The organism is Chitinophaga sancti, assembly GCF_034087045.1.
GTDB lineage: Bacteria > Bacteroidota > Bacteroidia > Chitinophagales > Chitinophagaceae > Chitinophaga > Chitinophaga sancti_B.
In genome coordinates this window covers 2885755-2902623 of record NZ_CP139247.1, presented here as the reverse complement: position 1 = coordinate 2902623, position 16869 = coordinate 2885755, and the positions used below count along the sequence as shown (strand labels likewise).

At 44.4% G+C, this 16869-nt stretch carries 10 protein-coding genes; all 10 read right to left on the bottom strand.

Translation table 11 applies throughout. From position 1 onward, the window contains the following. Nucleotides 1–32 precede the first annotated feature (32 nt). Nucleotides 33–1313 (bottom strand): DUF4302 domain-containing protein, encoded by a 1281-nt coding sequence (locus SIO70_RS12135; protein WP_320581123.1) that lies wholly within the window; start codon nucleotides 1311–1313, stop codon nucleotides 33–35. 6 nt (nucleotides 1314–1319) lie between these two features. Beyond that, nucleotides 1320–2231, bottom strand: coding sequence for a putative zinc-binding metallopeptidase (locus tag SIO70_RS12130; RefSeq protein WP_320581122.1), 912 nt, complete (start codon nucleotides 2229–2231; stop codon nucleotides 1320–1322). A 22-nt stretch (nucleotides 2232–2253) separates the two neighbouring features. Next, entirely contained in the window at nucleotides 2254–3705 is a 1452-nt protein-coding gene (locus SIO70_RS12125) for a RagB/SusD family nutrient uptake outer membrane protein (protein WP_320581121.1), read from the bottom strand. A gap of 16 nt (nucleotides 3706–3721) precedes the next feature. After that, the gene (locus SIO70_RS12120) at nucleotides 3722–7357 is read right to left on the bottom strand and encodes a SusC/RagA family TonB-linked outer membrane protein (protein ID WP_320581120.1); all 3636 of its coding nucleotides are present in this window, start codon (nucleotides 7355–7357) and stop codon (nucleotides 3722–3724) included. A 413-nt stretch (nucleotides 7358–7770) separates the two neighbouring features. Then, nucleotides 7771–8769, bottom strand: a complete 999-nt coding sequence (locus SIO70_RS12115; RefSeq protein ID WP_320581119.1) for a FecR family protein — start codon at nucleotides 8767–8769, stop codon at nucleotides 7771–7773. A 226-nt stretch (nucleotides 8770–8995) separates the two neighbouring features. Further along, complete coding sequence (locus SIO70_RS12110) at nucleotides 8996–9586, bottom strand: RNA polymerase sigma-70 factor (protein ID WP_320581118.1); 591 nt, start codon at nucleotides 9584–9586, stop codon at nucleotides 8996–8998. A gap of 331 nt (nucleotides 9587–9917) precedes the next feature. Then, a complete protein-coding gene (locus SIO70_RS12105; RefSeq protein WP_320581117.1) occupies nucleotides 9918–11999 on the bottom strand; it encodes a T9SS type A sorting domain-containing protein in 2082 nt (693 codons plus the stop codon). A gap of 36 nt (nucleotides 12000–12035) precedes the next feature. Next, nucleotides 12036–13193 (bottom strand): carbohydrate-binding protein, encoded by a 1158-nt coding sequence (locus SIO70_RS12100; protein WP_320581116.1) that lies wholly within the window; start codon nucleotides 13191–13193, stop codon nucleotides 12036–12038. Nucleotides 13194–13251: 58 nt separating this feature from the next. Next, nucleotides 13252–14856, bottom strand: a complete 1605-nt coding sequence (locus tag SIO70_RS12095; protein ID WP_320581115.1) for a glycosyl hydrolase family 18 protein — start codon at nucleotides 14854–14856, stop codon at nucleotides 13252–13254. A gap of 27 nt (nucleotides 14857–14883) precedes the next feature. Then, the gene (locus SIO70_RS12090; protein ID WP_320581114.1) at nucleotides 14884–16680 is read right to left on the bottom strand and encodes a carbohydrate-binding protein; all 1797 of its coding nucleotides are present in this window, start codon (nucleotides 16678–16680) and stop codon (nucleotides 14884–14886) included. Nucleotides 16681–16869: the final 189 nt, after the last annotated feature.

Below are 16869 nucleotides of genomic sequence, written 5' to 3'. Positions count from 1 at the left end.
GTTCTCTTTTTCTATTATTTAGGGTTAATGCATTAGAATAATTGCCAGCTGATCCAGGTACGGGCATCCTTTACATTCACCATGTCATAGGTATTGTAGTCGCTGGTTTGTACAAAGTAGTAACCGGTACTTTCTGTGAACCTGGTGATGATATTTGATATGGTGGTGCTACTGTAATCAGGGATGGTATACCATGTGCCGCCATAGGTGAATGTGGCAATGCCGCTGGTGCTGAATTTTGCTTTAAAGGCCGGTCCGTAGTAACTGTTTTCCATGATTCCATTAAAGTCATATCCACTACTCTGGAAATTGGGATAGTATAACAGGTACTCAAAACCGGAGATAGATTTGAAGTCGTAATAGTCATCCTGGCCATCTACATGAATTCCTGCATCAGAGTAGTAATAGTCAGCTGCGTTTATAGCTGTATTGTACCAGCGGGAGCCAGCGGTGCTGTCTACGATATAGGGTTTTTTATCACTGTTGATAGTAACAACTCTGCCATTGACCTTCAGGGTCATGAGCTGATTGTCTTCCGACCAGGAGACATCATCAAATCCATTAATGGTTTCCCCGGCATCGGTAAATGGTTTGTCAAAGGAGACGCCAGTGGGTGTTAAGTAATAACCGGCACTGAATTTTACGTTAGCATTTACGATTTTGACGCTCTTGAACTGCTGGTTGATATAGATGTCGTAGTCACCTTTACCAGTATGCAGCTTTTTAAAATAAGTAAGAAACCGGGAAAAATAATTAAAATCCCAGTTCCGTTTTCTATCGTAATAATCCTGTGCCTCTTTGGAGGTAGCTTTGACGAGCACAGCTTTACTACCATGCAAACGTCCTATAAGTTTAATTGTATCACCGTCGCTGCTCATGCTATCGAGTATGAACTCAAAATCGGATAGCAACCCGCCGCCATAATAACCGCCGTTAATACCAGCGTCGGGATCGCAGAGTATATGAATATAATTGTAGGTATCAAATAATAAACAAGGTTGCTGCAGGGCTTTCAACCTGTAACTGCTTTCCTGCATAACGGAGAGTGTGGATGAATCCCAGTCAGCATACATCTGTACACGATTTGCTGTATCGAATTTGAAATAAAAACTAAAAGGTACAGTGGATATAGCCGAGGGATATACAATCCCTTTCCATCCATATTCGGCACTGGTAAGCGCAGCACTGTAGGTACTGAGCACTTTATTAATTCTTTCATCGGGCGATTGTTTAAATACATTATCATCCTCCTTTTTACAGGCGGCAAAGCATAATGCAGTCAAAAAAATATAGAGGTATAAATTTGTTCTCATAAAGCATCAATAAAAAAGTGCGTTAATACTGTCTCTGGTTGCTTTCTGCAAAGCGTAGAAGTCTACATCGTAAGCGGACTTGTAGTAGTTCACCACCATCGCTTCTTTCTGCCGCAGGGCTGCTACGGCCTGTGCCTGAGTAGTGCCGTTGTCGCTGGTCTTATCCTCTATGCTGTTTACAATCCTGTCAAATCCTTCTTTTCCTTCTATCAGCATAGTGGCGATCATCTCTACGAAATCCTCATTCTCACTGCTCATGGCATACGGCGTCACAAAACCATCCTGGTGTGCATCGGAATCGTAGATATTGTTCCAGTTTGCTGTATAGAGCCCAACACTGATCTTTTTAAACTCGGTTGGGTACATTATATTCTGGTGGAGAATATGCCCGAATTCGTGCTCTATTACGTGAAAGATCTGCTTCACATTAGAAGTATCACCTAACTGGTAGCCATCCATTTCTTTGGTACGGAATTCATTCAGCAGGTACATCACTACCTTACGACCACCTTCGGCAGTACCCAGGGTGATAGTACCGTTGTCATTCCAGCTGGCGCTGCCAGAGAGGATGAAAAATTTGGGAGAATACTTCTTGAAGAAAAGTTCTCCGGCATATTTTATATAATTATCTATCCATACTTTCATAATTGCCTGCATGGCAGGAATCACTACTTCTTCTTTAGGCGGTACCAGTGTTTTGGTCACATCAAATTCAAACTGGTCCCATTTGTACTTCACCTCTATGTTGTAAGGAACAGTGAGGGAATCATACAGCCATTTGTCTAAAGAATCCTCGACCCAGGTGTCGCCACCCAGGCCGGGGATGTCTTGCACACCACTTAGATCATCGTTATCTTTTGAACAGGCTGCCAATGCGATCACCAGCAGGAAGAAAAAGAGTGCGTTTAACGGTTTCATATATGCGAAATATTTTTGGTTGTTATCTGGGATTCAAAGCGAGACCTGCTGTCTGGGCCGACAATGGCAATTGCAATACACGGCGGTTATCACCGGCCACTATCGAAGTCTTAGCGCCATTGATATCATAGTGATTTACAGTGATGCCGTACCGTTGTATATCAAACCAGCGATGTCCTTCCTGTATAAACTCCGCTCTCTTGAAACCAAGGATGGTGTTTAACAAAGCGTTACTACTGCTGGAAGTATTATAGAAGGTCTCTGCTTTGGCAATGGTCACCGCATGGGTTGTGGCGTCATAGTTTACGATACGCTTGCTGGCGAAGAGGTTCAGATCATCCAGCACATCGTTCGTATTACCTAAATAAAGATTAGCCTCTGCCCTGTTGAACAATACTTCTTCTGTTGTAAACAGCGGCACCATCACATAAGGATCACCTATAGTCGCATTCACAGATGCCTTTACGAAGTATTCTGTCAGCTTTGGTACAAAGTAGTCGCGTGTACCATAGTAGTATATTGGATATGTGTAGCTACCACCTGTTACATTGCGACCCAATGCTACGGACTCTATGGAGTAGTCCATGCCAAAGCGATACTGCGCTACATAACGACCATACAGGGACTGGGTTTCTACAAGTAGCAGGTTACATTTTTCAGTAGCCCGCGCATAAGTTTCCCACAGCACAGATGGCGTCATGGTTCTGTAAGTGGTATTCCATGGGCGCATGTAACTGGCCAGGTCATTGTTAGGGAAAGTTTTGTTGGCAAACTCCACCACCTTTGCATAATCTTTCTTAAACAGGTAGAACCTGGTAGCAAAGGCGTAAGCTGCTGATTTATTGAAGTGGTAATGAGGAACGTCGTATTTTTGGTCGTTGATCAGCGGAATGCCTGCCAGTAAATCACGTTCAATCTTATCATACACATCGGCAACCGTGCCACGGTCGTATTGTTTGAATACCACCGTTTCAGGCTCCGTTACATACGGAATACCCGGATCAGTAGCTGCTGTGGCAGCGTTATAGAATCTGGAGAAGAATGTCACCAGCATAAAGTGTGCATATGCTCTTGCTACCAGCGCCTCTCCTTTTTGCGCCTGGTACTGGGTGGTGTCAGTAGCGTTTTCACATGCCTTGAGTGCATTGTTGCAGGCAGCAATAGCTTTGTAGCAGGATGTCCAGTACCACTCAGGAGAATCTTGATTGATGTCGTTCACATCATTGAAGAAATATGGATCTTCATTTGTCCTTTCTATCACCCCGGCCCCTTTGTCTGTTGCATTGTCAGACATCGCTTCACAAAACACGATGTAGTTGGCCTGCGGATATGCAGTGCCTAATAACTGAGATACCTTTTGCGGTGTATTTAACTCTGTCCAGGTACTATCAGGAGATTGGTCCAGATATTTACTGCAGCTACTCATAGCAAGCAGGCCCAGACTGATCAATGATACCCGTGTAAAATTTTTCATGTTAGTCTTCTTCTTTTTAGAGTCCTACTTTTAATGAAAGTGTGAATTGCTTTTGGATAGGTTGTGCTACACCACCCGTGTTGAAGAATTCAGGATCCTGTCCTCTCAGCTTACTGTCTGAATAAATAAGCCATGGATTGATGGCAGCACCTGTTACGGACAGGTTTTTCAGCCCGGTCTTTCTGACCAGGTACTGTGGCAGCTGATACGTGAGGGATACTGTTTTCAGACGGATCATATCGCCTTTGGCCACTCTATCGGTCGAATAGTTATAGTTGTTATAAGGATAAGTGCCGTAAATCACATTTTGCTCCAGTGCATCGAGTATAGAAGGTGTTCTTGTCACCGTCTCATCGCCCGGCATTACCCAACGGTCGTAAAACTCTTTGGGCATAGCATCCAGGTCAGAGTAGTTTGTCTTGAATGCAGGGTACAGACGGATCTTGTTGCCCCACTGGTAAGTGACAAATACATTCAGGGATAAATTCTTATAATGGAAAGTGTTAGATAAACCGCCGTTCGCCGGAGGATCTACCGGTCCCTCATATACGAGATGAGAAGTATTCAGGTCCTGCAGGTACACATCTGCACTGATATCACCATTCTGGTTCAGGAAACGGGGATAACCATTTTTGGGATCCAGTCCTTCGTATTTGATAGAGAACAATCCTCTTACAGGGTATCCTTCTTTATTACCTCCTTCAGGCACCACCAGGTCAAAGATGGACGGGATGTTCTTTGCATTCGTGATCCTGTTGGTATTGTAGCCAAAAGTCACATTCGCTTTCCAGCCCCAGTCCTTTCTGCGGATCACATCGCCCCCTACCATCACTTCAATACCTTTTGAATCCATATCTGCATAGTTGGCTGCTTTGTACAATTCACCACCGATACCGGACGTTTTGATCAGGCTGATCAGGTCAAAGCTCTTTTTCCTGTATGCATCGATAGAGAAGTTCAGTCGTCTGTCGAAGAAGGTACCATCCAGACCAATGTTCGTTGTATACATCTTCTCCCAGGTCAGGTCGTCGTTTTGCAGGTGTGCAATCTTAATGACAGATTCTACTTCATCGAGGTGTCCACGGTTGGAATTTACTGTCTGGTATACAATGTTGGAGTTGGTGGCAGGTCCCATGCTGGCAGTGAGTCCATAACTAGCGCGTAGTGCGAGGTAATCTACCCATGTAGCTGGTTTCATAAATGCTTCTTTATCGATGTTCCAGCTACCAGATATACTCCAGGTAGGTAACCAGCGGGCATTTTTAGAACGACCCAGTTTGTTGGACCCATCGTAACGGGTAGTACCAGTCAGGTTGTATTTCTCTTTGAATGCATAAGTAGCCGTGGCATAAAATGCTGCAAAGCGATCGTAGTCCTGGCTCATACCATAGTAAGGGAAATTGCTTTCGATCGTTTGCTTCAGAATGCGTGGGTCAGTGAACGCCACACCTCCGTTATCATACTGGTAACCATAACCGGTGTTGGATGAGTTTTGCCTGTCAGCATACTTTACCTGCTGCCCTACCAGGACATTCAGGTTATGCCTGTCTGCCACATTGAGGGAGTAGTTTAAGCTGTTACGGAAATCATAGTTCACCAGCAGGTCTTCAGTACGGTTGTAAAAACCACCATAGGGCAGTACCACTTGTGGCAATGCATCAGGGTTGTCCGGATCGCGATATAGGAACTTGTTGTTCTCTGCAATGGTCGAATTACCATTTGCACGATATGCATTTGCCATATTACTGTTCTCAGTGATCTGGTGTTCACGTGAAGACTTTACATAGCGCAGTGCGCCTACGAGTTCATAACGAAGGTTCTTCATGAGCTTCCAGGAAAAGTCGCCCTGAAGGCGCAAGTCCATCATGTTTATTTTGAGATAGTTGTTTTCAACCTCAGTCAGGATGTTAAATGGTGCAAAGTTTCTTCTGAAGTATTCTCTGTTACCGCTTTCATCAAAGGCTGTCAGCGTACGGCTGGTGTTCAGTGCATAGCTGAATGGGTTGATATCAAAGTCGCGGTCATACTGTCCTTCTACAGGGTTGCTGGTACGGCTCAGTGCACCGGGTGCTTTTTGCTGACGTACAGAGCCTAAGACAGAGAAGCCGGCAGTAACCTTGTCGGACAACTTATAGTTGTTCCTGAAGTTGAGTGTGTACCGGCTTACTCTGTCGGCTACTGTCCAGCCATTATCGTGATAATAGCTGGTGGAGAAATAGGACTGAGACTTGTCTGTACCAGAGGAGATACTGAGGGAGTGTTCCTGAATAAAGCTGGTACGGAACAGGATGTTGAACCAGTCAGTATTGGCAGAAGCATATCTCAGCAGGAACTTCCTTTTCGCCTCCGGGGTGTTTTCTAATGGGAAGTTTCCATTTTCATCCGCATTCAATTGCTCATACATCTTTCCATAGACCCCGTTATCACCACGGGAAAGAATATCTGAAGTCAGTGCGCCTTTGCGTTCCAGTTCTGCCAGTACTGACATTTGCTGGGCTGAGTTCATGATATTATAATTACCATAATTTGGTTTCAGCTGTGTGCTATAGTTACCGCTGTACATGATAGATGGTGTACCTATCTTTCCTTTTTTGGTAGTAATTACCACTACCCCGTTCATAGCGCGGGCACCATAGAGAGCGGTAGCGGCGGCATCTTTCAGGATGTCGAAGCTCTCGATATCGTTGGGGTTCAGACCAGCGACAGAAGAACCCATCAGCGTAGTAGGGTCGCCACTGGAGAGCTGATCGTTGGAGATGTTTACCACATCTTCCAGCACTACACCGTCTACCACCCACAGTGGTTTATTGTCACCATTGATAGAGGTAGCACCACGTACACGGATCTTTGGGGCAGAACCAAATGTGCTGGATACGTTTTGAATAGACACACCGGCTACGCGGCCTTCCAGCATGCGGCTCACATCGGGCATACCGTCTATCTTTGCGTCTTCCATTTTAATGCGGGTAGCAGCGCCGGAAAACTTGCTCTTATCAATGTTCTGAAACCCTGTTACGACTACTTCCTGTAGTTTTGTTGTTTTTTCTTTCAGGAGCACCGTCAGCAAATCACCGCTAAAGGTGGCCATCGGGATCTCCTGTGGTTCATAGCCAGAGAGGTTGATGACCAGAACGGCATTTGCCGGAATATTTTTCAGCTCGAACACACCTTTGTCATTGGTAGTAGTCCCCCTGGTTGTCCCTTTGATCATCACTGCTACACCTGGCAGTGGTTCTCTGTTTGCGGTGAGCACCACACCTTTAATGTCCTGTGTGCGGAAGGCCACAGAATGACCAGTGCTGGTAACGCTTGAATTAATCTTTTTGTCTGCCTGACGGATGATGATACGATCATACAATACGGTATACGACAGTGAATAAGGTTTTAATAATCTATTGAGGAGCGTTCCTACCTTTTCGTTATGAGCATTCACATCGACCTTGTCGATGGCTGTGACAGAATTGCCTGCGTATATAAAAGATACGTCGGCGAGATTCCCGATCTTGTCCAATGCTTCTTTTAACAGTACATCTTTTAACTCAAGGGATATTTTCTTCTCCAGTGCATCCTGTATACCAAAACCGGCAGCGTGTATAGATAACAGTAACGCCAACACGGTTAGTTGAAGGAATAGGGTCGCCTTTTTAAACATTGATCATAAATTGTTTTGTGCGTTTCAGGAAATAGAGTGCCCATTCCGGCTCTTGTGAAGCCAGGGCAATAGCGCACCTGCTGCGGTGCAGTCATAGTCTTTTATGGATTAACCGATTTTTCGAAAATGGTTACCCGGACGGCGTGCGTTTAGATTTCGTCATGTTTTTGCGATTCATTTTGGTTGTTGCAATGTTTGCTTTTCACAGTAAAATGGCTAACCTTGGTTGGGTTTCACAGCGATTACAACAGGCCGATTGTAATCATGCAGTACAGGGTCAGGATGCCTTCCTGTAGCGGGATTGCGTACTAAACCCCGTTCAGGCATTCCTTCACAGTACAAAATGCTAGTCCTATCCTCTCATAAGGTTGTCTCGGTTAACTGCTTGTGTCTCTTTTTCCTACTTCATTTTACTACTGGCAGCTGCCTCCACTGATGGTGAATCCGTTTCCGGCGCTGTCTTTATTGATTCTGGCGTTCAACGATAAAGCTATTACGTTTAGGGCTTTCTCAGGTTCATCAATAGTATTGAAATCACCATAAAAGGCGCAATGCTGTAAGCGTTTGTCTACTGTAACATTAATATTGTAATACCTTTGCAGGTCGTTTACCACTTTTATGAGCTCAGTGCCGTCATATACGAATCGGCCCTGTTGCTTCTGTAAATAAAATCTCGCATCATCGGAAGCATCTGACATTTGCAGTTGGTCGGTAGTTTTGTTGTATACGGCCCTTTTATTGGCGGTGAGGATCACTTCCTGACCATCATTACGATCTCCATCTATAGCCTGTACCTGTACCATTCCTGTCAAAACCACTACTTTTGCTTCCCGGGCATCCCGGGCTTCAATATTAAAAGAAGTACCCAGTACCCGTGTATTTATTAATGGAGACGCGACGATAAAAGGATGTGCATTGTCGTGCTGTACATCGAACAGCGCCTCTCCTGACAATGCTACTTCGCGCTCCGCTTTACCATAATCTCCTTTATATTTCAATGAGGACCGGGGTTCCAGGAACACCTTTGATCCATCTGGCAACGTCACTTTCTTTCGTTGCTCTCCTGATAATACAATCAACTCCTTTACAGGCGGATGTGATACCTTGTAGTATCCTATTCCTGCCGCCAGTATCAACATGGCCGCTGCCGCTGCCCTCCACCATAGTCTTCTCACAATTGGTTGTGGCTTTGCTGCTATGCGCTGATGGATATTTTTCAATATCCTCTCAGAGTCCTCCCTGGCCAGTATTGGCTCGGCGGTAAACAGGTCCGCATTGAATTCCGCTGCGGCAAACTCCTGTAATTCCGTAAGATCTTTTTCATTCAAATATTGCAGAAACCACACTCTGTCTTCCTGTGTCCAGTTCTTATTATGCAACAGATGTTTGAAGTATTCCTTCCTGTTCTGCACTATTTTGATTGCTTATTTACACTAAATACGTGGAGGTGGTATATGTGGGTGGGTGGTTTTTGAAAAAAATTTACATATTCTTAATACTAATATGTTGGGTAAAAAGAATTGTGAGAAGATACAGTTGTAAATTGCAGATATTACGGTGCATTTTTATGCAGGTATATACGAAAAAAACCAGGCCCTCCTCTAGAGAGGGCCTGATCAAGATAGCTTAAAGGTTCTCCTAGTCGTGGTAATTCAGGAAAAGGAGGAATAACACTATGTATTTATGTTCTTTGTTTTTTTGAATATATTCATTGAGTTTAGCCATTGCTATCGACAGATGTTCCTTCACCGTATTCCGGGAAATATTCATCTCTGCTGCTACTTCATCATATGTCTTCCCTTCCAGTTTACACATCGTCACAATTTTTCGCTTTTTGGGAGATAACTGTGCAATTGCCTCTTCGAGCAACTGATATTGCTCTTCATATACATTCTTATTATCCAGTCCCAGATCTTCTTCCGGATTTATATTATATAGTTCCTTGTGAATGGTTTGCTCGCGCAGCTTGCGCCTTACATAGTCTACCGATAAATTAAAACTGATTACAAATAACCATCCTGCCACCGACTGGGTAGCATTAATTTCCTTTCTCTTCTCCCACAATTTGGTAAACACCTCCTGGAGAATATCCTCTGTACCAATCGGTTCCTTTACAAACTTGAAAATGTTACGGTACACCGCCTGGTGATATTTCCAGTACAGCGAATCAAATGCACTTACATCGTCCTGTTGTAACAATACTACTAACTCGGCATCTTGTGTATTCATATCACGACATTTATATAACCCGTATTTATCTAATACAAGCTATATGGCTGTTTAAATGGGTCCGGGTTTCAATACAATGGCTCCATCAATCCGAGAGATAAAATAGTAACATTTCTTTTTATTGTGCACTATTTTATAATAAAAAAATAAATTAAAACTAATTGAAATGTGTTTACCCTTGTAATATCGATGCAAAGTAATGTACGTATTAAAAAGCAAAACCACCAGTTAACAAATGTAACCGGTGGTTTTACTATTGGCAGGGTTTGCTCGTCACAACGCAGCCACGCTGCAACTGCATCCTATACCTTTTTTGCTTAGCAATTCATCATCAATATTTTACAATCTTTCTTGTTTCTGTTTCCACACCATTGAATACTCTCACAAGATAAACTCCAGGAGCTGCTTTGGACAGATCTACCTTTTCGCCGCTTACAATACGTTTTGGCGCCAGGATAGTCTTGCCATCCAGGGTGTAGATGCTTACATAGAGGTAGCCATCCTTAGTTGGCGCTTTCACCTGTACTTCGTTGGCAGTTGGGTTAGGCGTTACAGTGAGTGATGTAGAAAGTTTAGTCTCTTCCGTTACACCGTCCTGTACTTTTTCTGCCGATGCATCAGCAGGAGCAGCAGTACGGGCAGCAGATGCTGTAGAAGCACGTACTACCAGGGAAGTAGTCCAGTCATTCAGGTTCACGGTAGAACCGTCAGACAACCCTACTGATACCAGGCAGGACCAGTCGCCTCTAAACAGGTAAGCCTCGCCGGCGAAGTTAATGTCCTTATACAGGATCACTTCGTAACCGCTTGCAATCTTCATAGATGAAACATCATCGTTCGCTGCACCCAGCGCAATCAAATCCGCCATGTTGTAGCTACCTACACCCAGCGTAATCGCATAGCCACCATAATTACAATCTTTATAGATAGTAGCTGCAGCAGATGAAGGCGCAGGAACCGTACCTGTAATCTGGTAACTACCTAGTGAAGCATAGTTGGAATAACCGGTAGTAGCAGGATCCAGATAACCTGTACCGGTAATAGAAACGTAATATGTACCTGCAGAAAGGGTCGCACTCAGGGTAGCAGGCAGACCAGAAGGATTACCTGTTGCTACTACAGTACCACTACTGTTGTACAACGTAGCCAGGATATCCAGATTTGGCTGACGGGTAGGTGTAGCAATGCTCAGAGACAGTGCACCACCTCCTGTTGTAAATGAGAAGAAGTCCAGGTCGCCTGTACGCTCAACCACACCACTTTTATTAACGGCACCAGAAGTACTCACTCCCAGTGAAGACGCAGTAGCAATGGTTCCACCATAATCATCTGTTCTGTAACCTACACCATAAGTAGCGCTGGAAATTTTAGCCAGATCATCTTCAGTGTTGTTTGCATACTGGTATTCACCTTTACTCCATTGTACAACTGGTACATAATAACCAGCACCCATGATAGGCGCCCAGGTACCATTACCCAGGTAGTAACCTTCTGAAGGAGAAGTACGGCCATCATGACCCAGACCAAAGGTATGGCCTATTTCATGAGAAGCTGCATCACCAGCCCCCTTTACGCCACCATTGAAAACCCAGCAAGGTGTTTCGTTACCCCAGTTGAAAGAACCGATGTAGGCCACCCCACCACTGCCAGGCGCAGCTGTGTTGGTAGGAGTGAAGATGCAACGCATTCTTCTGTTAGCTGGATATGAATTATACACTGCTTCATCATTGGTGATGTTCAGTTGGAATGGGCGGTAGTCTTCACTTACCAGTTCCCATACTTCCAGCTGTTCAGCATCACTCAGGTTAGCAGCTGCTGCATTGATGGTCACACCATTGTTCCAGTAAGAACTGGTTACAACCTGGCCATCGAAATCGAGCAATACCACACCATTAGCGTTTGGCAGACTTTGCAGAGAGCCCAGTGCAGCTACGCTGCTGGTAGCTGTAGCAGATGCTACCTTAGCACCACCTTGTGGAGCAGGTGCTGGTGTATAATCGATACAAAGAATAGAATCCAATGGTACCTGTTTCACATAGGCAGTACCGTTTTCAGTATAATATTTATAACCAGTTTTGGTTTTACGGAGAATCACGAAACCACGTACATCTTCTCCTTTAACTTCCAGGTAGAAAGATGAACCAGCTACACCATCAATCTCACCGGCCATGAACTCCTCTGTTTTATTGTCTGTACGACGGGAGTTTACTTTACCAGTCAATACCGTATTTGGACCTACTTTTAATTCTGCTGCGCTGGTCAGACGAGCATTAGAAGATTTTGCCTGTGCTCTGATATCGTCGCGAAGGCCAGCGGGGGAACCTAAGCGATAAGGTTGTTGTTGCCCGAAAGCAAGTGCCGCCGACATCATCAGCATAGTTGCGCCAGATAGAAATTTTACAATTGTGCTCATAAGGGTTTACGTTGATAGATTAAAACAAATGCTCCTTTACAGTTTTGTAATCTTGAACCAGTTCAGGTTCCATCCTCCGGCCTGGGCGTAGATACCGAAGTTGTACGTACCGGCATTGATGGTTACGGTATGGGAAACCGTCGTCCAGTTCTGCCAGCCACCTGTGGATGGTATATCCAGGTAACCCAGGACAGTAGAACCTGCATTCAGGTCAAGAGAGAGACGACCACCACCACTCAAAGAAGCTACACGGTATTCAATTTTGTAGGTACCGGTAGTAGGAATGGTGATGCTGTTGTAAGCCATCCAGTCACCTGTGTCGATGTAACCAACGTTTGACCCACCATTGGTATCAGTAGTAGTTTCAGTTTGAACACCAGACATAGAGCTGTAAGATTCTGCTTCTACCTGTTTGGTAAATGAACTGGTACCACCATCCTGGTATACTCTTACATAATCCACATACATTTTAGCAGGGAATGCAGCATTATTGATGGTGAAACCAGGCCAGTTACCGCCAATAGCGAAGTTCAGGATGATGAAGAATGCCTTCTGGAATTCTTCAGTACTGCCTACGTTGTTAGCGATATTGATTTCGTTGTACTGAGCACCATCTACAAACCACCTGATATAGGTAGGGGTCCATTCGATGGAATAAACGTGGTAACCAGTCACGGACACAGGTGTGTTACTGCCGTAATCGGCATGACCACCATTGGTACCTACCCAGTGTACAGTACCGTACACGTTGGATTCGATGTTAATGTGTTCCATGATATCGATTTCGCCGCAGGCTGGCCAGCCTACAGAACCGATGTTGTCGCCCAGCATCCAGAATGCAGGCCATGAACCAGAAAAAGAGGGCATTGCAATACGGGCTTCAATTTTGCCGTATGTCCAAGATTTTTTGCCCTGAGTCTTCATACGGGTGGAAGTATAGCTGGCACCGCCGTAGCTCTCGTTTTTTGCGGTAATTACCAGCTGACCATTTTCGATACTGGCATTTTCTGCCCGATAGTATTCCAGCTCGTTATTGCCCCAGCCACCGGCGCCGGTCTCGAATACCCAGTCAGAGCCAATGCTGCTGGTGAATTCGTCTGCCCACACCAGTTGCCAGTTTTGTGCCATGGCAGTGCTACCTGTCAGCGCTAACATAGCGGTTAACAATAGAGGGAATTTCAAGGATCGAATCATAATTGAGGGTTTTGGTTTTAAATGGTTAATAAAAAATCGATATGGTATATCTCTAGCCTTATTGTTTTACAAACTTTTGCGTGATTCGTTTTTCACCTTTTGTATAGATCAACAGGTATGTACCTGCTGGTAAACCTGATACCGCGATCTGCTGTACCCCACTCTTTACATTTAATACCTGCTTGCCATTCAGGTCGTAAACAGTGAGGTAACCGCCTGGTTGGGTGTAATCACCTTTCAGGTGCAGATCGGTTGCTACAGGATTAGGGTATATAATCACACTGCTCTCATGCGTATCGGCAGTGGTTATGGATGTAGTAGTTTCAGCTGCTGTGGTCTTAGCTGATGATTGTTTGGTGATCTTAATCCAATTCAGATTCCAGCCACCCGCCTGTGCATAAATGCCCAGTGCATAAGTTCCAGCTGTTACACTTACTGTATGAGAAATCGTGGTCCATGTTTGCCAGCCACCAGTTACCGGAACATTTAAATATCCCAATACAGTAGACCCTGCATTCAGATCGAGGGATAACTGTCCGCCAGTGCTTTCGCTGGCAACACGATATTCAATTTTATAAGTACCTGTTGATGGGAAGTTGATATTGGCATAAGCCATCCAATCGCCGGTATCGATATAACCCACATTTAAACCACCATCCGTATCAGTTGTAGTTTCTGTCTGTACACCTGACATAGATGTATAATTCTCTGCCTGTATCAGTGTGGAAGTACCACCACCGGTGCCACCCTGTAATACACCCAGTTCAGTATTGATAGCGGATACCAGTGAATAGGTACCTGTTGCATCGCCTGAGAGTTCCCAGATCATAATACCACCACCAGAATTGTAAGCCAGGTCAGTTTTAGCTTTGATGGTAGTGATACCATTGTAGCCTACACCACTATAAGTATCGCTATATGGATCAGCACCTCTGGCTATCAGCGCAGCATAAGTTTCCCAGGAAGGACGTCCGTAAAAAGGTACACCCAGGATTGCCTTTGAAGCTGCCAGGCCCCTGCCCTTCCAATAAGTGATGGCCTGCGATGCATAAGTATAAGTAGAGTGATCGTAGTTGTTATAATCGTACGCCATGATGTTCAGGTAATCTACCTGTGCGAATACACTGCTCAGAATGCTTTCACCACCTGTACCTACTACTGCGGCCGTCAGCAGTTTGCCCTGATTGTGCAGAGCTGTGGCCAGTTGTGTCATGAGGGATACATAGTTGTTGGCAGATGCACCTGCATCAGGATATTCCCAATCCATATCCACACCATCCAATCCATACTGATTTACAAAGCTGAGCAGGTTGTTCACAAATGTGGTGCGATAAGTACTGTTGGCTGCAATGGATTCAAAACCGCTGTCATCACCATTATTCCATCCACCTACAGCAATCAGCACTTTCTTTCCGTTCGCATGTGCGAGAGAAACCAGGCTGGAAAGTTTGGAAGAATTTTCAATGGCCTGCAAACCACCGGTAGAGGTAGGAAGCAGGAAGGCATAGTTGATGTGGGTCAATTTGCTATACTGAATAGCATTCACATCACCTGACCATGAAGGCATATATCCCACTACTTTGAATTGCGAGAATACCTGAGAAGAAGAAATAAGGGTTGCAATGCTGAGAAATGCAGCCCTTATCCATTTGTTTGTTTGCATATGGTTTATTTTGAGGGAGTGAAAAAATTAATGCTTGATAAACTGACGGGTGGTACGATTACCATCTTTGATGATGACCAGTGTATACATTCCCGGTATTAGCCGGGATATATTGATAGTATTAGAATTTGGTTTTAAATTAATCACCTGATTACCTGTTACATCATAAACCTGTATCAATGCACCTGTCAGGTCAGCATTGATCTTTAATTCATTTTGTGCAGGGTTGGGATAGATATTAAATACTGTCGTTTTGGGAGTAGCTGCCACTCTCGCTCCTGATACAGGTGTAATACTCCACCAGTTCAGGTTCCAGCCACCAGATTGTGCATAGATACCAAAGGCATATGTACCGGCTGTAATATTCACAGTTTGCGATACAGTTTGCCAGGTTTGCCAGCCACCGGTTACAGGAATGGTTTGATATCCCAGCACAGTAGCACCTGCATTCATATCCAATGATAACTGACCACCTGTTGATTCACTGGCCACCCGGTAATCTATACGATACGAACCGGTCGTTGGAATATTAATATTTGAATACGCCAGCCAATCGCCGGTATCGATATAACCTACGCTCAAACCACCATCTGTATCCGTAGTTGTTTCTGTCTGTACACCTGACATTGCGCTGTAACTTTCTGCCTGAATTTTAGTAGTTGATGCGGATGAAGTTGCAGCTACTTTGAGTGAACTGATGATATCATTAAAGCTGTTATTCACCAAACAGGAATTATTTGCATTCACCAGCAGGGAACTGCCACCATAATTATCGTCTGCATACACCGTGGTCTGGTAGCCACTGGCCAGCTGAATAGAAGAAATATCATCATTCAGTATACCATGTGATTTGAGTTGTGACAACGTATAATTACCAGTTGGTAAACTAATTCCTAAACCACTATAATTACAATCTTTATAAAAAGTAGCCGCAGCCGTATTCAGACCGCCACCGCCAAATACACTATTCACAGCAGATGCATAACCAGCAGTTGAACCTGAGTTGTCAATATCATCATACAACCAGATAAAACCACCGCCCAGTTTACTACTACAACTACTCTTCCATGAATTTAATGTACTCGTCACCTGTGTAGTAGATTTTTCTGCATCCCACAAACCTGCGTAAACAGGAATAGACCCAAAGCTCCAGCTGCTACTGCAGGGACTATTGCCAGCGCCCCCTGAATAACATTGCAGATCAACACGGGTAACTGTACCTGCCAGCTGACTATTCGTATTTGTCGCTACGCTAGTCCAGTAACTGGTATTGGTATAAGGCACCAGTGTCACCTTATAACCCAGGTTACCCAGCATCACAGCCAGGGCAGTAGAAGAGCTTACATCATACGTGCTTTCATCATCAAAAGCAATCGCATCTACAGCAGGAATAGCATTTTTCAATGCCTGGAAATTTTTGTACAGGATACTTGTGCTACCTGTGCCCTGTGCCGCAATCAAACTTTTAATATTTGCGAAGGTACCGGAGCCCCATGCGCTGATGCAAAACTCAACCCTGTTGATAGTGGTAGGGGCAGACTTGAGCAGGGCAATATCATTTGCAAAATTAGGATAGGTGCTGGCACCCACATAAGATCCATTTTGCACTAACGGGAATTCGGCATTGAAGTTAAAGTTACCGCTGGCATCGATATGTATGGTCCATACCACTACATAAGTAAAGCCTGAATTTTTGAGTTCACTGATGGAGTAGCTTCTGTTTTTATATACAGGTCCACCAGCATAAATACCTGATTGAGCAAAGAGCGCAGTATGAACCGAAAGCGCCATAAGCAGCAATACGATACAGTTCTTAGCATTCATAAAGAATGATTTTAGCCTGTTAATAAATGAGGATTAACGTGGAAAGAAATGAAGAATAAATTGGTAGGAGTGTAAAAGTTTAGTTCATGCAGGTTCAGTTTTAAAGAGTGAATAAAGCCGCATCGGAGACCGCCCCGCTTAGGGGGCGGTTCCTGCGGTGAGGGAAAAGTAAAAAATCTTACTGCAACA